The sequence below is a fragment of the Gracilibacillus sp. JCM 18860 genome (genome assembly GCF_055395245.1).
This window is the reverse complement of record NZ_AP043868.1, coordinates 3,825,160-3,846,011: the sequence shown is the minus strand read 5'-3', so window position 1 is coordinate 3,846,011 and position 20,852 is coordinate 3,825,160. Positions and strand designations below refer to the sequence as shown.

The 20,852-nt window shown below is 35.6% G+C and carries 16 protein-coding genes; 4 read left to right on the top strand and 12 right to left on the bottom strand.

The features are described 5' to 3' along the window. Positions 1-77 precede the first annotated feature (77 nt). A complete protein-coding gene (locus ACZ5R4_RS18815; protein ID WP_464367813.1) occupies positions 78-839 on the top strand; it encodes an SDR family oxidoreductase in 762 nt (253 codons plus the stop codon). Positions 840-967: 128 nt separating this feature from the next. Here the strand turns inward: ACZ5R4_RS18815 and ACZ5R4_RS18810 are convergent, their stop codons facing one another. Continuing rightward, positions 968-2,155 carry a macrolide family glycosyltransferase gene (locus ACZ5R4_RS18810; protein ID WP_464367812.1) on the bottom strand — a complete coding sequence of 396 codons (1,188 nt, stop codon included), beginning with the start codon at positions 2,153-2,155 and terminating at the stop codon, positions 968-970. After that, positions 2,148-2,591 carry a helix-turn-helix domain-containing protein gene (locus ACZ5R4_RS18805; RefSeq protein ID WP_464367811.1) on the bottom strand — a complete coding sequence of 148 codons (444 nt, stop codon included), beginning with the start codon at positions 2,589-2,591 and terminating at the stop codon, positions 2,148-2,150. Before ACZ5R4_RS18805 ends, ACZ5R4_RS18810 begins: the two co-directional genes overlap by 8 nt. 158 nt (positions 2,592-2,749) lie before the next feature. Here ACZ5R4_RS18805 and uvsE point away from each other — a divergent pair, with 158 nt between their 5' ends. Continuing rightward, positions 2,750-3,703, top strand: a complete 954-nt coding sequence (gene uvsE / locus ACZ5R4_RS18800; RefSeq protein ID WP_109983791.1) for a UV DNA damage repair endonuclease UvsE — start codon at positions 2,750-2,752, stop codon at positions 3,701-3,703. Between the two features lie 44 nt (positions 3,704-3,747). Here uvsE and ACZ5R4_RS18795 read toward each other — a convergent pair whose 3' ends face one another. Then, complete coding sequence (locus ACZ5R4_RS18795) at positions 3,748-4,041, bottom strand: DUF378 domain-containing protein (protein WP_054788679.1); 294 nt, start codon at positions 4,039-4,041, stop codon at positions 3,748-3,750. Between the two features lie 211 nt (positions 4,042-4,252). Between ACZ5R4_RS18795 and ACZ5R4_RS18790 the strand changes: the two genes are divergently transcribed. Further along, the gene (locus ACZ5R4_RS18790) at positions 4,253-4,669 is read left to right on the top strand and encodes a YugN family protein (RefSeq protein ID WP_054861017.1); all 417 of its coding nucleotides are present in this window, start codon (positions 4,253-4,255) and stop codon (positions 4,667-4,669) included. A 43-nt stretch (positions 4,670-4,712) separates the two neighbouring features. On the opposite strand, the gene ACZ5R4_RS18785 is transcribed toward ACZ5R4_RS18790, so the two are convergent. Then, positions 4,713-5,105 carry a hypothetical protein gene (locus ACZ5R4_RS18785; protein WP_054861016.1) on the bottom strand — a complete coding sequence of 131 codons (393 nt, stop codon included), beginning with the start codon at positions 5,103-5,105 and terminating at the stop codon, positions 4,713-4,715. A 136-nt stretch (positions 5,106-5,241) separates the two neighbouring features. On the opposite strand from ACZ5R4_RS18785, the gene ACZ5R4_RS18780 reads away from it, so the two are divergent. Continuing rightward, positions 5,242-5,667 (top strand): DUF2383 domain-containing protein, encoded by a 426-nt coding sequence (locus tag ACZ5R4_RS18780; protein ID WP_464367810.1) that lies wholly within the window; start codon positions 5,242-5,244, stop codon positions 5,665-5,667. A gap of 367 nt (positions 5,668-6,034) precedes the next feature. On the opposite strand, the gene ACZ5R4_RS18775 is transcribed toward ACZ5R4_RS18780, so the two are convergent. The 8 genes from ACZ5R4_RS18775 to ACZ5R4_RS18740 form a co-directional block, all read right to left on the bottom strand. Then, positions 6,035-9,625, bottom strand: a complete 3,591-nt coding sequence (locus ACZ5R4_RS18775) for a DUF5722 domain-containing protein (RefSeq protein WP_464367809.1) — start codon at positions 9,623-9,625, stop codon at positions 6,035-6,037. A gap of 45 nt (positions 9,626-9,670) precedes the next feature. Next, entirely contained in the window at positions 9,671-10,591 is a 921-nt protein-coding gene (locus ACZ5R4_RS18770) for an AraC family transcriptional regulator (RefSeq protein ID WP_054861009.1), read from the bottom strand. Positions 10,592-10,649: 58 nt separating this feature from the next. Further along, on the bottom strand, positions 10,650-12,947 hold the full coding sequence (locus ACZ5R4_RS18765) for an alpha-L-rhamnosidase-related protein (protein ID WP_464367808.1): 2,298 nt from the start codon (positions 12,945-12,947) through the stop codon (positions 10,650-10,652). A 276-nt stretch (positions 12,948-13,223) separates the two neighbouring features. After that, on the bottom strand, positions 13,224-14,357 hold the full coding sequence (locus ACZ5R4_RS18760; RefSeq protein ID WP_464367807.1) for a LacI family DNA-binding transcriptional regulator: 1,134 nt from the start codon (positions 14,355-14,357) through the stop codon (positions 13,224-13,226). Positions 14,358-14,703: 346 nt separating this feature from the next. After that, positions 14,704-16,455, bottom strand: coding sequence for an alpha-L-rhamnosidase-related protein (locus tag ACZ5R4_RS18755; RefSeq protein WP_464367806.1), 1,752 nt, complete (start codon positions 16,453-16,455; stop codon positions 14,704-14,706). A 111-nt stretch (positions 16,456-16,566) separates the two neighbouring features. After that, entirely contained in the window at positions 16,567-18,159 is a 1,593-nt protein-coding gene (locus ACZ5R4_RS18750) for an extracellular solute-binding protein (RefSeq protein ID WP_464367805.1), read from the bottom strand. Positions 18,160-18,257: 98 nt separating this feature from the next. Further along, entirely contained in the window at positions 18,258-19,829 is a 1,572-nt protein-coding gene (locus ACZ5R4_RS18745) for an extracellular solute-binding protein (protein WP_464367804.1), read from the bottom strand. A gap of 120 nt (positions 19,830-19,949) precedes the next feature. Next, on the bottom strand, positions 19,950-20,843 hold the full coding sequence (locus tag ACZ5R4_RS18740) for a carbohydrate ABC transporter permease (protein WP_464367803.1): 894 nt from the start codon (positions 20,841-20,843) through the stop codon (positions 19,950-19,952). Positions 20,844-20,852 lie beyond the last annotated feature (9 nt).

Here is a 20,852-nt window from a genome sequence, read left to right as displayed (position 1 = left end):
TTGTACTTCTATTATCTATCCATTATAATTTTTATTGTACACATGTTCAATAAAATTTGTTAGAGGAGGTTCAAAAAGTGAAATTGAAAGATAAAGTTGCTGTTATTACAGGTGCTGCTTCCGGTATGGGGAAAGAAATAGCTAAACTATATGCGAAAGAAGGGGCAAAAGTAATCATTGCCGATTTAAATGTAGAAGATGCAGAGGCTGTCGCCAATGAGATTAATAAAAATGACGGTGTGGCGAGGTCTGTTCAGACTAATGTCGCTAAACAGGAGGATATTAATCACATGATCGATACGGCTATAGAAGAATTCGGCACATTGGATATTCTAGTGAACAATGCCGGTATTATGGACGGATTTGAGCCTGTTGGAGATATCCTTGATGATCGATGGGATCTTATCTTTGATATCAATACAAAAGGAGTCATGAGAGCAATTCGTAAAGCGTTACCGATTTTCTTAGAAAAGGAAAGTGGAATTATCATTAATACAGCATCTACTGGTGGGTTAAATGGTGCGCATGCAGGTGCGGCATATGGAGCGTCTAAGCATGCCGTGATTGGTCTAACCAAAAATACTGGCTATATGTATGCACCAAAAGGTATCCGCTGTAATGCCATTGCTCCAGGGGGAGTTGCCACAAACATTTCGAGCTCAATGAAAAATGTCAGTGAACTCGGGATGGAACGCACAAAAGCCGTTCAAGCGGTCATGCCAAGAGTTGGCCAGCCTGAAGAAATCGCTCAAGTAGCCTTATTCTTAGCATCAGAAGAATCAAGCTTTGTGAATGGAACAGTTATTACTGCAGATGGTGGTTGGACCGCAGCTTTCTAGAAAGTATTTTACGAGGTTGTCTTTGGACAACCTCTCTCTATGGAATAAATGCTTCCCTAGTTTTGGTTCATTTTAATCAAGGCATCTAGTCCAAATGCGGTTTATCCGCGTTATAAAGCACAGTTCAATCAAAGTAGACGGGAGTTGTCTATCTTATCTTGAATTACCCTAACCGCCTCCTCTACTCCACCAGAATGACGAAAGTCTTCGGCGAGCTTTTCTGCATTCTCAAGAAATGTCTGATTATTGAACAGCGTATCCACTGCTTTTGCCAAATACTTTGGATGAATCCCTTTTAATTCTACTCCTGCACCAAGCTCTTTGACGCGATTAGCAATCATTCTTTGTTCACTATGCTGAGGAAATAGCACCATGGGAACACCAAAATAAAGACTTTCATGGACACTATTCATTCCACAATGTGTAATAAAAACATCTGCTTTCTGTAGAACAGCAAGCTGATCGACCTTGTTTTTTACAGTGAAATGATTGGGTATAGCACCTAAAGATTCGATCTTCGTTTTTTCTCCAACGGACATGACTACTTCATCTCCACTGTTTGCAAATGCCTTGATGCAATTTTGGTAAAATGCGTGGTTTTGATGAAGGACTGTTCCTAATGAAATATAGATAACTTTTCGCTCCTTGCTTACTTCCTGAAGTTTCGATGAGGAAGCAATAGAAGGACCGATAAATGAATATTTATTTGAAAAAGTATTCGCCATAGGTTGGAATTTTTTCGTCGTATAGACAATGGTATCTGTCTCATTATCATTTTGAATCAACGATAGAAAAGAATCTACTGGATATCCATACTTATTCAGTTCCTTGATTTTCCGCTTAATTCTTGGCATTCCAATGATCATTTTCACGATTTCTTTTATGTCTCGTTTCATTAGTTTTGCCGTATATTTATTAAAAGCAAATGTAGTAGTGGAACAGATATATGGAACGTTTAACTTATTGGCAAATAATTTGCCCCAAAAGCATAAGGAGTCAGAGATGATGCAATCAGGCTTAAATGCGGTTAGTTCTGTACAGACTTTTTCATCTAATGCGATGGTCGTATCTGCCACCATTTCAATCAATGCCGCAAAGTCCTTTCCTGCCTTACGGTCCAATTCCTTTTGTGACATTGGTGGCAAAAAGGAATCACAAGGTACGAAATAAGCCCCTGCTCCTTCTATTTTTTCTTGAAATTCCTTAAAAGAATAGTATTGAACGCTGTGACCTTGATGAACCAGCTCAGACACTACCGGAATGGTTGGATTAGTATGACCATGTGCTGGAATGGAAAAAAACACAATTTTACTCATATGGATGACCTTCTTGTGGTTCTGTATTTCGTATCATTTCCGCAAATTCCAAAAAGCTATCACTTTTTAATATTGCTATACCTTTAGTTAGATCTTCACCTAGCACAATAAGCTTATCTCCTGCCAGAATCTGATACATATCTCTTGCCTGCTTCGGTATCACGACCTGCCCTCTCTCCCCTACCTTCACCACTCCAAAAAAATGCTTTCCTTTGGGACCCATCTGCTTGATCTCCTCTTCACTCACATCACTAGACAGCTGATCTAAGCTTATTTGGAAGATATCAGCCATTCTTTTGCTTTTATCAATATCTGGTAGCGCCTCGTCATTCTCCCACTTTGCCACCGTTTGCCTTGAAACTTCTAGCTTTTCGGCTAATGATTCCTGGCTCATTTTTTTTCGATTTCTTAAAGTACGAATATTCCTACCTATCATGTCACCAGCTCCTTCTATCTCAAATATATAAAAGAAAACTGGTAAAGTCTATCAACATTTCCATGCATTTTATGTTAAAAATAGTGGCAATGGTATAATGAGACCTAATATCACGAATCATAAGCATGATTACCATTTTATACTTAGGAGAGACATCGATGAAGATTCGCTTTGGTTATGTAGCTAACGTATTAGGATTATGGGATGCCAGTCCCTCGAAAAGCTTTACTTTTACTAATTATTCTAAGCTTTCCAAGCAAGAAAGATGGGAGAAGCTCCTATTCATTACAGCCCAAAACCTAAAACATACCAAGAGAATATTACACTACAATATTGCACATGAAATAGAGCTTTACCGTTTTTCCAGCTTGCTTGTCCCTTTAGCCACCCACCCGGAGGTGATGTGGGATTTTATTACCCCATTTAAAAAGGATTGGCAGGAGCTTGGTCAGTTAATGGAGCAATATAACATTCGGCCAAGCTTTCATCCAGGTCAGTTCACACTATTCACAAGCCCAAAAGAGCATGTCACGACAAGTGCTGTAATCGATATGGAATATCATTATAAGATGCTGGAAGCGATGAATGCTCACGATAAAGGGATCATTAATATCCATATTGGTGGAGCTTACGGGGATAAAAAAGCTACATTAAAAAGATTTCATCAAAACTTAAAGAAGCTGCCACCTCATATTAAAAAACGGATGACATTAGAAAATGATGACAGAACCTATAATGTGGAGGAAACGTTACATACATGTGAAAAGGAGAACATTCCAATGATCCTCGATTTTCATCATCATTTAGCGAATCAATCAGAGCAGGGGCTTTCTCACTATCTGTCAAGAATTTTTCAATCATGGGGCCATTCTGGAAACATTCCGAAAGTCCATCTCTCTTCACCCAAATCGGAACAAGCGTTTCGTTCTCATGCGGATTTTGTCGCACTCGATTTTGTTCTTCCTTTTTTTAAAATGGCAAAGGAGCTTAATCAGGATTTTGATATCATGATTGAAGCAAAGCAAAAAAATCTGGCTATGCATGCTCTAGTGGAAGAGATTTCATCGATCCGCGGTGTAAAAAGAATTTCTGCCTCATCGGTTGAATGGTAAGGCAAGAGGCTGATCCATGGAAGAATCAGCCTCTTTTTCCTTACCTACTCTTTATCTTCAGTTGTAGTAGAAATATCAGTATCTTCACTAAATTCTGTTCCATAATTTAAGCTACGTGATTCAACAGAGGCTGTATCTGTTTCTTCGTCTGATTCAAAAAGTAGGGTTAAACAATATAAACTGCTGATACCTACTAAAGAATAAATCACTCTGGAAAGTAGACTATCCTGACCACCAAACATTGCTGCAACTAAATCAAATTGGAAAAACCCGATTAATCCCCAGTTGATACCACCTATAATAGTTAAGGCAAGTGCTACGCGTTTTAAGGTATTCACTTGATTACACCTCCTAACCAACATATTTTATAGAAAAGAAATGGATTCATTTCTTCGCCTTTATTTTTCACTATTCCTAAATATTCATACGAAAGCTAGCACACATAATAATAAATTTATTGAAAATCGAAGCAATAAAAGGATTTTTGAATGATTAGGGTGGATGTGTTCATAATAATAAATAGTATATTGGAGATAGGGGAGATTTCTTTTGATCGAGTTGCAAACAGAACTTGAAGGCAAAAAAACATTTTATGGGAATATTCAAAAACAATCGAGCGGGCTTAACTTTACATTAGGAGAAAACTGGGACTATGATAAGGGATACTTGGATTCGCTTCTATCGAGAAAAGAAGGGGAGTCCATTTACCTGCGCATACCTTTCCATGTTCTAGAGGGTGAACTTGAAAATCCAAATGCTTTGATCGAATTTGAAAGACCTTTCGTGATCAACCACGTTGTTCGTCTAGGTTTGGACGATACTGCGAGCGGCGTGACGACCGTTTCTGGTCTAAGCCAATTCCAACATCCTGTCGATAAGGATGGATTGATTGACGATGAACATAAGTGGAAGGAAATTGGAGAACAGGCTGTGCAGCAATTAATCGCAAGTGTTAATTTGAGGTAGCTTTACTGCTATGTAAATAACTCCCTCCTTGAAAGGAGGGAGATTATGGGTTTATTTCTTTGACGGAAATGGCTTGTGTTAATTTATTTGTTTTACATCCTTCAAAGTCCTTCTCTTTCACTAAATCGACCTTAATCGCGGCTTCTAATTTTTCTGTATCTGGTCGTTTCACTAGAAAATCTGCTAAATTTAGCTCTTCCAATTTTTCGACCGTTTTCTCTTCATCATACTGAACCTTTGAACGAATGACCCGTTGAACTTTATATTTTCCATACCTTACTTCGCCCTTTTGTTTTTTTCCAAAGGTTTCATCTAAGTATTCATGAAGCTGTTTTTTTATTAGATTTAATTCTTTTTCTATTGTCTTCTTCTCGATATTTAGATCAGCATACCGTTTTAAATATTCCTCGGTTATTTCAAAGGACTCCACCGTCATCGTCTTCCCCCCTAATGTCTAGATATTCCATTATATGAAGATAGATGGGGATTATGACTTGTCCATTTACAGTATAAAAAGAGATTTTATAGAAAAAATAGGGTTATATTATGTGAAATACAGGAGGCGAATCAAATTGGATAATCAAAAGGTTATAAATGAGCTTAATGCCTATTTAAAGGGGGAATATATGGGGATTCATTCCTATGAACAGTACATCCATCATGTAACAGACCCTCAAATCAAAGCAGAGCTTCAGCGTATTCAGCAAGAGCATAAAGAACATGCCGCCAAAATAGCCGAACGAATTCAGGATCTTGGTGGAAAAGCAGTCGATGATACTGGTGCAATGCTAAGTCTGAAAGAAGGAATGATGAAGCTAAAAGGCATCCCTAATACCATAGAAGAAATTTTAGAAAGTGCGATTAAAGGGCAAGAAATGGGAATGAAAATGACTGAAGAAATCGTTCGAGGAGATTTAGATACCGACAGTAGAGATTTAGTAGAGGAAAATTTAAATGAGGATCGAGAGCAGATTGATCGGTTGAATAGGCTTGTGTAATGAAACTTTATCAGTGGGGTTGCCCCACTGATTTTTTTTTTTTTTAAAAGTGCACCTGGCACTTATTCCATGTATACTGGGGTCTATTAGTCATATATTGAACACTCTGGCCAATGCTTGCATGCAAACTGGGTTATATAATCATATATTGGACATCTGGACCCCTGATCGCTTGCGAGCTGGGATATATAATTATATACCGGGCCTGTCCTGCTAATGAAGGAGATAGCCAAAATGGAAGTGAATGACGTTTTAATATTTACGATTTCACTAAATAATATATCGTCATTCGTCATAGGAAATAAAAAATCGACATTCACCCTCCTAAATCAGTGAATGCCGATATCTAAGAAGGACCCCTTGTATCCTAATCTCTTTGTGTGTGGAGTACTTTCTCTTTCACTGAAGAACGGTATTTAAATACCATCTTTAAATTATCTTCAGGCAAATTTACTTCATCTACAGTTAACGTGAATACCTTGCTTTCCCCAGGTGAAATACCGTGAACCTTTAACTCATCTTCATCAAAAGTAATAAAATCAGACTTTTCTATTATCACATTCCCTTTTAATTCAGCTGAGTCATTGTTAGATACTATAATTTCGATTGAATCGCCATTTTGAATTGATGATTGAAACCCATCTATGTCAATTCCAATATTTGTCTTACCACCTTGAGGTACAACTTTACGTGCAAAAGAGATTTCATCTATTAATACAGATCCATCCCAATTATTTAATGTAGAGGATCTTACCCATACTTTAATTCGGTCAAGCGAATCAAGACCATCCCAATTATTTAAGTTTAAGGCGATGTTATTCCAATCACTATTATGTTCAATATCAAAGTATCCTTCCGCCACATTTCCCCCACTATAAACTTTTACTTTTGCTTGATAAGTCAGTGCTTTGTCCATATCAGGAACCTTTAACGCTAGATTCAAGTATGGTGTGTTGGAAACATCCAATGGTTCTTTTAGGTTAAGCGTTGCTCCACGCCACAACGATGCTAAAGAATGAAAACTAACCTGCAGTGATCCTGCTCCATTGAAACTATCTTGTTCATTTAAAAAAACTGTTTGGCTATTATCAGCTGCTTCCCAATTACCAATATCTTGATCAAAATTATTAATAACATATGGTTGCAACGGTTTCTTCACTAATTCTACCCCAGCGAATTCTGGTAATTCTCTATCAGCCAATTGGGTTGAGTCAAAATCCGGTATGACATCCTTCCAGTTTTCAATTCCAATAATGGATTTAGCAAATTCAGTAACCTCTAGGGATTTTCCTGTATCGATATACTTGAAAACATCGTAAATATATTTTTTCTCATCTGGTGTACTTATTTCCCCTTCAGCTGTCGTCCATAGGCCTAATTTAAGCCCACCTTCTTCAGCATGATCGGTATGTCGGTGAAGGATAAAGGAATCAATTTCATCTAAAAATTTCACCTTATAATAAGCGTATGCATAGGCAGCTGCCTGAACCTTTTGTGCTTCTTCTGAATTATCTCCACTGTGAAAGCCTTGCTCTGACAATATAATCCGCCTTGGGTTATCTTCATACAACAATTCTTCTTGGTTCATATATTCAGATAATACTTGAAGATTCTTAAAGGTAATTACATCTGTGTTGAAATCATCTGTTGCTTTATCATCATTCCAGAATCTTGGTTCGAATAAATTTTGCGGATATGGGTGAAACGCTATATGCCAAGGGATATCGCCTTGAGATTTGATCCCTTCATTTAATAGATTAATAATTTTTTTATTATCATATTTCCACGTTGAATCTGCTGGAATGTTTTCATCCCAAAAGTGATCTAAAGAAATATAGGTTCTAGCATGTGCATAGTGACTTTTCACAATAGTGTTAGTTAGTCTTAACGTTCTCGCATACTCATCTACATAGTCCCAGACTAATTTAGGACCCATATTATTCCAAACCTTATTTTGTCCAACTTCATTACCAACTATATAGTTAACCGCACGGCCATACTTTTCATCTTCCCTTGTATAACGTTCAGCTAGAAAATTTGTTATTGCACTATAATACTTCGTGCCTATTTCATTTTTTGTATTTACAGCATACACTGTTCCACCTGGTTCCGCGTCTGGGTGGATCAAAAATTCATTAGGTGTATCCTCATTCATTCCTGTGTTATACATTATTAAGATGAGAGAAACAATCATGTTATTATCAGACATGCTCTTAATCTGATTATCTAAGCCTAGCACATAATCCTTTTTAAAATAGAAGGTTTCTCCTTCAAACTCGTATTCTATTGTGTTATTAGGGTGATTATCGCTACGATAAAGCATTAGATCATACGCCACATTAATGGCTGCATGACTGATACCTAATTCTTCTGCATCATCCGTCATCTGTACTTGAATTCCTTTTTTACTTTCTGCTTCTGGAAAAGGAAAATCATTCTGAGCTAATAGTTCCGGATTCGTTACATATTTAGCATCATCCACTAAACTATATTCTCCTTCTTCATTTTGTAACACTGCCACAAATTTTGAATAGAGTCGATGATTATCACCATCAGTTAGTGGAATTTTAAACGAAAATGTCGAATTTACCGATTTTTCTGCGATTGGCGTAACTTCCTCCCACCCCTGTTGTTTATTTTCATATGGTGCCAATTCATATAAAAACAATTTGGCATTTTCGTTATTGTTTACATATTCTTGGTTAACTGTTCCTTCAATCCTAATTGCTTCATTATTTGTTATGACACTCTCATGAATTTCTCCCTTGTAATCTATTAACTCTACAGGCTCATAGTCAAATTCTATTTGATTAATCACTAATTCTCCACCTGCTTGATCAACCATTGGTTCGATTCGAAATTGTTTAAGTGTACCACGCCATAAAGATTTATCAGCAAAGGAAAAATCAATTGTTTGCAAACTTTCTGAGGGATCAACATCAAATATTTTAGATTTTTCAGCATCCCAATTGGGCTCTTCTTCTGTTATCCAAGAAATTTTAAACTTGTTTGCGTCTGTTTCGTTTTTCATATTAATCGTTAATTTATTTCTCAATGATAAGTCTTGTTTGAAAACCGGTGAATAGAGTGATGGATTTTCACCAGTTACATTCATGTATAAATTACCACTATGCACATCTAACTGACTAGCTTCACTCGTGAAACCTTCTTTATCTCCAGCAACTGAAAATGTCATATCTATCATACTTGTTGCTACTAAATAATCAATTTGAAATTTACCATCCCAATGATCATATCCCGGCCCTCCTGGTTCTATCCCTTCCAGATCAAAGTTTTGCATATAAGAAATTTCGATCTTTGTAATAGCATCTCGATTTCCCCAATCTTTCATATCTAACAAGAAGGTATTCCATTGATCTGAGTTAATCTGCGCAATTCCCTCATAGGAATCTTGATTACTATGTAACGTTACCTTAATAAAATAATCAACTGGTTGCCATCCCCAAGAATTAGCAGCTAATGCCAAATAATTATGATCTGATAAATTTAAAGGTGTATCAAATTCACGATATATGGTACGCCATTCATAAACTTTTACTAGTTCGGGTGTCTGTTCAAGAGCACCAGATCCCTCGTATACGCTATTCGGTCCATTTGCAATACTTGTTACATAGTTGATTTCCTTTGAATTTTCACCTGCTTGCCATGTAGCTACATTTTCAGCTGAATTGAAATCATTAATGACCTTACTTGGATATATCATGGATGCATCCATAATATTATCAGTAGTTTTTAAATCTTCATCATAAGCTCCAGCAAATACTGGTATCGTACTAACGGAGAACAAAACCAATATAAATATTAAGAGTAACAGCTCTTTAAAATGAAGTAAGAATCTTAGAGGAGTTGTTTTTCCGGATAATAATAAAAAGTTAGATTCTTTTCCAACTATGGCATTAGGTAACAAAAAATCATTTAAAGATTGATTATTCTTCATAAGTTCCCTCTTTCCTATTAAATTTCCACTAGTTTTTGACATCTATTAATTAGTGTAGGTCAAGCTACCATTATATTTTTTATAATAACCTGGTGAGCATCCCACTTTTCGACGGAATAAACGGCTAAAAAATGCTGGATCATCATAGCCTACCTTCATGGCAACATTAATCACTTTATCATCTGAATGCACAAGGTAATATTTCGCCTTATCAATTCTGATTTGATGTATCATTTCCGTCACTGTTAGTCCGGTATGTTGCTTATAAATACGATTTAAATGCCTAACACTTATATTAAATACATTAGCTACAACCGCAGTTGATATTTTTTTATTGTAATATTGCACTAAATAATGGTTAATTTTTTTAATTAGCAATGCTCTTTCATCATCTATTTGATTCGTTTGAAAAGTTTTGATGCATTTTGAATGATTATGATTTGGTATTCTAGATAACAAAATTAGTATTTCAACAAGACGTAGCCAGATTATGGGTTGCGATCCAAGCGTGTTGCTATCTAATTCCTCTTTCATACTAAGCAATATCCGTTTTATATTGTTAGCATTATGCTTTTCGAGTTTGATAGGTATGTTTAGCTTTTCTTTATTATCTAATAATGATTGGATGTCAAAACTATTAATAAAACTTGAGGAGCTAAAGTCTGCAATATATGTTTGTTGAATCAGTTCAGGTGGAAATTTACATTTTATGATTTCGAGTTCATTAGAGGATGTCACAGAAAAAGTATGCCGTTCACCTGGATATATAATAAAAATATCATCAGCAGATAAGTATTTGCTGTCTTGCCCTTCCACATCATGCTTCATACATCCATTTACAACGTATACTAACTCAACGAACTTATGGTTGTGAATGGATGATATATTTTTCTGTTTATCTGTAACATCTTCAATCCAAATTGGATAAGCTGTATCGTTCATATACTCATCTTTGCTAATAATCATTTTAATCACTCTCCCTAGTATAACTTCACAATTATAAAGGTTAGATGGGTAATTCTTTTCATGTTATTCCTTGCTGGGCATTTTCGTATAATTCTCCATTGATAAAAACAGAAATGTTATCATCAAAAACTCCTTCCCATTCCAATTCTTTTGGAATATTGCAGTGATATTCATAATTATTTTCATCTATTTTGAACCATGCAATTGCTATGTCACCATGTCTAGTAGGGATCATACCTTTCACATTTTTTAATTCTCCAATATAGGGATGTAGCATTACTTTCTTTAAACCTATTTTAGAAATATCAACTCCTAAAATATGTTGATTTAACAAATATCCCGGGGTTGATCCCCAACCATGACATTGACTTACTGGAATGTAATCCACTAAATAAGTTGGTGTATGCCCCTGAAATTCATGAGGAATGGTACAACTAGGTTTGTCAGGATCAAATGCTTCCCACCAAGTGGTTGCTCCTTGCTTTAACATACTCCCCCAATATTTTTTCATGTGAGACATTGCCAATGCATGATAATTAAGTGAAAACAAGCTTTCTAATAAAATATGATAGAAAAATGGACCTTTTAAATGTGGAAGTGTATCTTTGATATAATAATCTTCCACAAATCTTTCTGCCTCTTGCCTTGTCATAATTCCAGTCCAAATCGCAATAAAATTCGTCTGATACGTAATGGAATTGGACTGTTCATCACCTACTAAACAATCGACAAATACATTCTTTTTCTCGTTCCATTGATATGTTCTAATACTTGTTTTCAAATCATCAGCTTTTTCTATCCAGCGTTGTGAAAGATTATGATGACCTAGTATTTTTCCCATTTCACTTACAATTTTCAAAGCTTTATAATAGAACATAGAAATAGCACTCACTTGACCCCTTTTATCAATGTAATCCGCCCAATCAACGAAACACCAAAACCCGCGATCCTTATCAATAGTAAATAAACCTTTTTCTGTTTCGTGAGATTCAAACCAAACCATTAGCTGAGTAATGGTAGGCCATAATTCTTCTAAAAATGCTTTATCTCCAGTAAATTGATAGTAGTCCCATACACCATAGACCCAATGAGCACAAAAATCTGGTAATAACATTTCATTACGCTCTGGTCCGGTTCCAGGTAATGATCCATCTTCATTTTGAATACGAGCAATTTGTCTCAAACATTTTTTAAGTAAAGCTTCATCACCAAAAACTTGATAAATAACCCTTGCCATGATAACAGCATCAACAACCCATAAAGCCCTCTCCCTTAAAGGAGTATCTTCAAGATGATCTTGACTATTTATTTTCGTCGTATACACACTCACATCCCATATTTCATTCAATAATGAATCATTTGATAGAAATTCGCCTTGCTTCTCAAAAGGATAGTGCACCAAATTGATTGCAACTTTACTTACTTTAACTGGCTCAGGAGTTGCCTGTATCACTACTTTCATATATCGGAATGCACGTCTCCCAAAAGGCTGCAGCTTATTAGTGCCCTTTTTCAAAATGAAAGTATCGTACAAGCTTACGTCTAAGGATTCTCCGTAATATAGCTGCAATACACCGCCTTCTGGTACTATCAGCTCCAAATTAACATAGCCAACCATCTCTCTAGTAAAATCATAGGTTATCGATGGCATAGCTCCTGGCTTAGATGCATCAAACAAAACTTCCTGCAAAAATGAACACTCTGTTGTCATCTTGCCATAATTTTCAGACATAGCTACGATTTCCTTTGGGTAAGCGTATTCATTATGAAGAAATGGAATTTCTCTTGGAATAAGATTTTTCCAAGGAGAATCTTTTGCATTTACTTTTGCAACAACATCGGCCTGTGACCAGCTAGAATCATCATATTCCAACAAATGCCAATTATCTTCTTGGTTAGCTAAATAAACTTCTTTATATCCATTCCATTTGTGTTGTCTGCTTACATCTTGCACCCATCTTTTTGATTGACGACATTTCCACGATTGATCTGTCACCAATTCATAATTACCGGTATGGAATTGTAAATAGAATCCACCTGGTCCTTGATATTGTTGTGTAACAATATCCTCACTTCCAAAGTTATATACTAACGCTGTAATAATATTTTCTTGTCCCATCATTAAATATTCATGGACATTATATTCATCATAATATTGCCATTCATTATCAGATGGAGAGGGACCACGACCAATTCGATGACCATTAACCCATAATATGTACTCCTGATTAGCTGAAACTTTAATAATCGCGTTCTCTTCTAATTGGTTAAGCATGAAACACTTTCTAAATTCCAAGTAAACGTTATCATTTCTTTGTAATAAATGATGCCAAATCCATTTTGCATTCCTATTCATAGAAGTTAGCCTCCAACCTCTTTATTAAGTATATGTTTATATAATAAAGTATACTTAATTGTTTGTAAAGTATTTTTTGGATTTTTGTACCTGAAATATAATTAATTGTTGAAAGAAAAGTAGACTGGCAATACAAAAATGATTTCATTTCCGATTTATTATCATTCTAACTAGAGCTAGAGTTATTTATGCCTTTTTAATATACGCAGTCACACTTTATTTATTGGAGCGAATGGACAGCATATACTATAAACAGAAATAAAAAATCCAGAGATTTTAAATTTCTCCAGATCTTTTTATTTCAGATAGCATTTTTGTACTATCTCTTACTATTAATTTAGGATAAATCTCATCTTTTATTAACTCTTTATTATTATTTTTATCTAACATCGCGTATTCTTCTAATAATTCAACTGACCTTTTTCCTAAAGTATACGAATTTTGATTAATGGTTGTTAGAGCAGGTGAATAGTACTTACTTAATTGAAGATCATCTATGCCTACTACACTAATATCTTCCGGCACGCTTAATCCCGCATCTTTTATTGCTTCAATAGCACCAAATGCTTTTAAATCACTAGTTGCAACAACTGCTGTTGGGGGATTATTTAATGCTAGTAAACGTCTCATACCTTCAAAACCCATTTGTTCTGATTCGTGCTCCCCACTAACAATCTGTATATTCTCCGATCTAAAAAGAATTTGATGATGCGATAATGCTAATTTATATCCTTCTAGTCTCAACATAAATTCTTGGTTCATATCTAGGAGCGAATCTCCTGTAAGAATAATTCCGATATTATGGTGTTTGTGAGCTATCAAATGTTGTGTCGCTAGATAGCCGCTATTCACATTATTAACTACTACATATGGAATTTCTAAATGAGGATAATAAAAATGCGACGTAATAAGTGGACGCCTTTCTTGCTTCCATTTATCTAGTACATCTAAGCTAATGCCGTCACCTTTTCCATCATTCAATATGATGAGTCCGACACCTTTTTCATTAGGTGGTTCACCATTACGGTGGTAATTCCACATTTCAAATTTTATATTTTTCTTTTCACAATCATGATGAATTCCTTCTAATAAATCAACATAAAAGCGATGGGATAATAATTGAAAAGAGACTTCCGTATGCACATAGTAAATTTTGGTGATTTTATTTTGTTCACTTTCCAATTGATTTTTCAAGGATGGATTTACAAAGGATCCTTTCCCTCTAATCCTCGTAATAATACCATCAGTTGCTAGTTCAACTAACGCTCTTCTTGATGTTATTTCACTCGTATTAAACATTTTCGCAATTTCAATTTGTGTTGGTAATGGTTTATCTAGAGGATATTTATCATTAATTATTTGTTCCTTTAATGTTTTGTATATTATTTCATACATTGGCTTTTTATTCATTCTATTCACCTCTTAAATAAAGTATACTTTATTATCATTAAGAGTCAAACAAAACAGATTAATAAATGACTTGCATTAAAGATATACTTTAAAAAAGGCTACATAGTCATGATAAAAATAGTCAACGATTACTTGCTTCATCTGTTTCTTTCGATCAGCTTTGATCCTTATCGCTCGTCAAATCCAGATTGTTTGAAAAAAACATCCCATAGGACCTGAAGGAGACAGCATCCGTGTAGCGCTACAATTTTTTAAAACTTGCATTCGTTTATCTCTATCATAGGCAAAGTTTTCCTTATACTTTATATTGGAAATTTTTATTAAAAGTAAATGATCAAAAACACTATTAATGGTTTTTAACGATTACTTCTGCATCTTGAGGGCATCTTACTTTTATACCTTTTGGAGCTTCAATGTAACTTTTCACTACTCCCTCTACTTTTAATTCATGCCTCACAAAAATATTCCCTTTAGGCGTCGGATAAGTTCCCTCCACCCAATCTAAATCTCCAAGCATTGGCTTGATTTCAATCGTTTTACAACCTGCTTCTATTATCCTTATTCCCAGTACAAACTCTGAAAGCCATGCTGTAGAACCAGATGCCCACCCATGACATAGGCTATGTCGGTATTTAATATAACAATGATCACCATATGTACCATGCACATCTACCTTACTATCATCTTCTGTGACAACTTCATCTATTTTGGCAGCATCTTGAAGCCATTCAACATCAAAATCTTCCCAGAAGGTTGTGGCCCCTAAGCTTAACATGCCTCCCCAATACTCACGTATAGTCTCCAGACTACCGATAATATCACCAGCATGCACCCGTGCTTTTAAAACATAATATCCGAGAAAAGTTGAAATGTCTTTAGCACCATCAATAGAAAGAACTTCTTCATTGATAGAGTTTTTGTCGACAAGCCCTGCTAATGACATCAATGCTGCAGCTTGCTTACTTTGACCATGTTCAGGTACATACTTTCTCAGAAGAGCTGCCGACTCCAAATATCTTTCAGCAAGCAAGGATTCATCTAGTTCTTTGCATAGCATAGCCCCCGCCTCCATTGCTAAAATGAGCAAACTATGGACACCTGCATCTACAGCCTTTGTATTACTTGTCGATGGCCAATCGATGAAAGGATTCGGCGTCGTATTTCTACCATTTTCTAAAATAAACGAATCTAAGAAAGACAATAATGATAATAAATAGTCTTTTTGTTCTTTTAAATACTCTACATTACCATTTTGCATATACCAATCCTTTTGAATAAGTATCCACCACATAGAATACGATGGAATGCCGTTCATCCAGCCTGGGATTTTAGTCTCATCACGGATTAAATCTAGACTTCTAGGTACAGAATCATCATAGCCGAACACAGATTGGATTGTTGAAGTTTCTGGGTGCATATCACCGATCCATACGAGACGATCACGCTTAATTCCGTCCCATAAATAATTTTGCATATTAAGATGGACCGTATACGCTCCAGTTTGCCATATGTTATTTAACAGATCATCGTTAGATCTAAAGCTTCCTTTATATTCAATATCTTGATAAATGAATACAGCTCGAATTGATTTTAAATCTACAAAACTAGCTTCATCTAGTAAATCAATCCGTACAAACCGAAAACCTGTATTCCCAACTTCACTCATGCCCATAAAGCTTACTTCAACCTCTTGATCACGTATGGCATGATCATTCGTTGAATTATTTTCCCCCAACTCACTCATTGCCTCCATCGCAGACTCACCAAATCTTACTCTGAGCCTTGATTTCTTCCCATTCCCTCCCTTCCATGCAAGGATTTGTATTCCGCCGTGGAGCTCGACGCCGAAGTCTAGCAAAAGACCAGCTCTATTCCCATTATTCGTTAACCTACATGCATTACCAGTATCTAAGGTAATCTGGCCACTTCTTTTTTCTAAAAGAATTTCTTCATTTTCAACTTGTGCATCTATTCCCTCCGTTTTCCAAATCACTCGTTTTGGCATTACATACTTTCTTACACGATTATCATTGTCGATCCTATTTAATAGATCTAAATCTAGTATATCCGTTAGTTTTCTATGACCATATTCATACAAATTTTACTCCTCCCATCTATTAAACTGCAATCAGTGGGGAAATCTTCCCCACTGATTTTTCATGTGATTCGTTATAACAAATCTTACTACATATTCTATAAAACACTCCCGTTATTCAACCGCTTTCCAACGATCATAGGCATCTGAGTGTATTTGAATATACTGCTCCACCCCCATGTCCTCTAATGTATCAAGATACTCATTCCAATCATTTTCTATCGATGCACCACCTGTTATAAATTGCGCTTCCATTTGTTCCACATAGTCCTCAATATCTGTTCTAAATGTATTTAAAGTTTTTATTTCATCTTCCGTAAAGTGAACATGAGGAAACATAGGTTCAGCAAATGGCTTAATATTTTCCAGTGTTTGTTGCATAATATGAGCATCTTGAGGATCTGTTTCTTCCTGTTTATACAGCTGTAACTCTTGTATGTGATCATGTGTTCTAGGTTCGGCAACACCTAGTGGCTTAATTTTACTGATGAATTCATTTCGTTCCATACCTTCAGGAGTTAAATATCTTATCCCTTGTTTATCATCTATATATTCAAAATCCTCGCCTTCAATTCCATAATTATATAAAATGGCTCCTTCATCACTGTACAGATAATCAACCCATCTAATCGTTGCCTCTGGATGTTCATTCACATTCGTGATGGCGAATACACCTGGTTGAACGAGTGAAGTTCTCGGTGCTATTTTTTTATTACTAACTTCAGAGGTTAATGGAGAAAGCGCAACATAATCTTCATTTTGTTCAATACCTACTGTTAAAAATGGCCCTCCATCATAAAAAACTCCTAATTGTTCGTTTGCCCCTTTCGCATTTACATGTTGCTTGTCTTGTGTAAAGGATTCAGAATCATAAAGGCCCTCCTCAAACAATTTGTTCATAAAAGTCAGGTAATCTCTATATTCTTCCTCCATTGGTGCAAATCTCACGTCACCCGTTGTAACATCAAGATGTCCTGTAAATCCAAATGCAGCCTGAATAACATTATGCACATTTACATCCTTAGAACTTGCCATTGGTATTTCATCTGCTTTCCCATTTCCATTAGGGTCTTCTTCTTTAAAAGCTTTCAAGACAGAATATAGATCATCGATTGTTTCCGGCATTTCTAAGCCTAATTTGTCTAACCATGTTTGATTAATCCATAACTTTTGATAGGATAAAAATCCTAATTCTGAATCAACGAAAGGTAACGAATAAATATGACCGTCAGCTGCAGTGATGGACTTACGAACTTCTGGTTTTTCTTCTAGCATCTTTTGTAAGTTCGGACCATGCTCTTCAATTAGTTTTTCTAACGGTATTAGCTGACCTTCTGCACCATAATCTGCCTCTTGCTCTATCGTTAGCCCCATCCCTAGTAAGACATCTGGGAGGTCGTCACTAGCAAAAGCTAAATTGAGTTTTTCTTCCATACTTTCAGCACTTGGGTTATTAAAGTGAAAACCAATATTCGTTTTTTCCTTTAAAACTTGAAAAACTTTTAATTCGTCCCATGGTACTGTCTGGTGTGGCGTAGAGGGACCCATCATGATTAACTCTATTTTTTCATCAACAATTGGGTAGCCCTCTTCATTAAATATATCCTTATTTAAATCGGAACTTGTTTCTTCCTGCCCTGAGTCTGAACATCCTGACATAATAAAAACACTCATAACAAAAGCGAAAAGTAGATGCTGTCTTTTCAATGTGTTATCCTCCTATACTCAATGGTTAATCTCTAACAAAACCTATTGAAACTAACACCACCAATTGACTCCTTCCATTTGTGACCACTATACTGCTTTTAGTTTTCTCGCCACGTATCATAGGCTTCTTGGTTAATTTCTACTAAACGGTCAACATTCATTTGCTTTAAAGTATCTATATACTCTGGCCATTCATCAAAAGAAACATCTCCTACAACAAAGCTTGCTTGCATTTGCCCTACATACTTTTCAATGTCACTTTGAAGTGCTGATACTTCATTTCTTTGTTCTGTAGTTAGATATACATCTGGTAAAGATATAGTAAAGTGTTCTTCATACTTCTCTACAACTTCTTTGTCAATATTATTGTTTAATGGAGAATCTTCCTTATGGACCCATTCCTTGGACATGTAATGTGGCACAAAAGTTCCTGCTGCAGGTGTTCTTTCTGCATTTGCTTCGGCCATGCTTTTCCCTTCAGGTATAATTTGCTTCCATGATGTTTTGGTTTCATCGGTCCATTCCCAGTCTTCCCCTTCAATACCCCCTGTTGTTCCAATAAATACACTACCTTCTTCTGAATAAAAATAATCAACCCACCTCATCGCTGCTTCAGGATTTTGAATCTTATCTGTTAAAGCAAATGTTCCTTGAATTACGCCTGAAGTGGATGGCCACATTAATTTATCATTTATGGAACTCGTTAATGGAGGTAGTGCTACGTAATCCCAGCTCTCTTCTTCCGGAACTTTTAAAAATGCACCTGCATCCATAAATAAGCCTAAACGCATATTTTGCCCTTTAGCATTTAATTGTTGCGCATCCTGTGTAAATGTTTCTTGATCTAATAACCCTTCACTATAAAGCTTGTGCATGAATTTAAGAAATTCTTTATAATTATCCATTGCAGGAACGAAAACAACCTCATCATTTATTACATTTAAATTGTTATTTCCGAGATAACCAAAGGCACCCATCAATCCATACTTAATATCATCTAACCCTGATGATCCAACAGGTATAATTTCTGAATCCTTTTCATGAAATGCTTTCAAGATTTGATATAAATCCTCAACTGTCTTAGGCATATCCAATCCAGCTTCATCGATCCACTTTTTATTAATCCAAAGCTTTGGACCAGTCAAATCCCTTGGCACATCGATAACAGTAGGAAGTGCGTAAATATGTCCATCTGGTGTGGTAATGTTCCGTCGAAGATCTGGATTTTCTTCTAATAACTTCGAGAAATTAGGAGCATATTCTTCAATTAAATCCTCCAACGGTAGAAATATGCCTTCTGAGCCATATTTCATCTGATCGGCAGTACTTATAGCTCCTCCAAAGAAAGCATCTGGATAATCTCCACTAGCAAGTAAAAGGTTAAATCTTTCTGTATAGCCATCTCCGGAAGGTGTTTCCCACTCAATGTGGATATTTGTCATTTCTTCATATTCTTGAATGATTGACATATCCTTCCATTCTGCTTGGATAGGGTTTTTTTGACCTACCATTTCTATGGTTATTTGTTCATCAACTATAGGAAAACCAGTTTCATTAATAGTAACTTGCTTATTATTATCTGTATCATTGCCCATTTTGTTTGAATCGGTACATCCAATTAAAGTAGCAATTACAAATAAAACAGAAAATAAAACATACCATTTTTTCAACCTTCTCACTCCCTAATAAATTGTTCTTACTTTGTGCCAACACCTTTATACACTTATGCCTCCTTTTCATAAGCTCTTTCTTTTCTCTAATAAACGATATATAGTTGTAAATAAGACCTCTTACTCTTTAATTGAACCAACTAATACACCCTTCACAAAATACTTTTGAAGGAATGGGTAGACAATGAGTAATGGAAGTGCTGATACGATCATTACTGAGTATTTGATTATATCTGCAATTCTAGCTTGCTCTGCAAAGGATTCTAAATTTTGGCCAGACATCATCATATCCACACTCATTTCATTCAAAATTAATATCTCACGTAAAACTAGTTGTAATGGGTACATACTTGAATCGTTCAGGTACATGAGTGCATTAAAATATTGATTCCAAAGCCCAACTCCATGAAATAATGCCATTACAGCTATAATTGGCGTAGAAAGAGGTAATACAAGCTTAAAAAATATATAAAAATCTGTTGCTCCATCCATTTCAGCTGCTTCTACTAATTCGTTGGGAACATTTTGCTGAAAAAAAGCTCTCGCTACAATGATCGACCATACTCCAAGTGCATTTGGCAGAATCATTGCCCATGTAGTATTAATCATGCCTAAATCTTTAATTAATAGATACGTAGGAATCAACCCACCGTTAAAAAACATGGTAAAGAGAAAAAACCACATAATCCCTTTTTTAAAGGGAATATCTTTCCTTGAAGTTGCATATGCACAAGGTAAAAGTATAAACAAATGTACTAAAACACCACTAATTGTGTAAATAATTGTATTTTTATAGCCGTTCCAGATATCTGCATTCTGAAACACCCGTTCAAATCCTTCGAAGGTAATATCCTTTGGAAATAGCCACATTTCCCCTGAATTTACTAAAGTAGGGTTACTTATTGATGCGCTTACAATATACAGTAATGGATAGATAACAATGGCAATAAGAAAAATAATAAACAGTGTGTTGAAAAAGATAAAAACTTTGTCTGCTGCACTTTCACGTTTCAATTCCTTCAC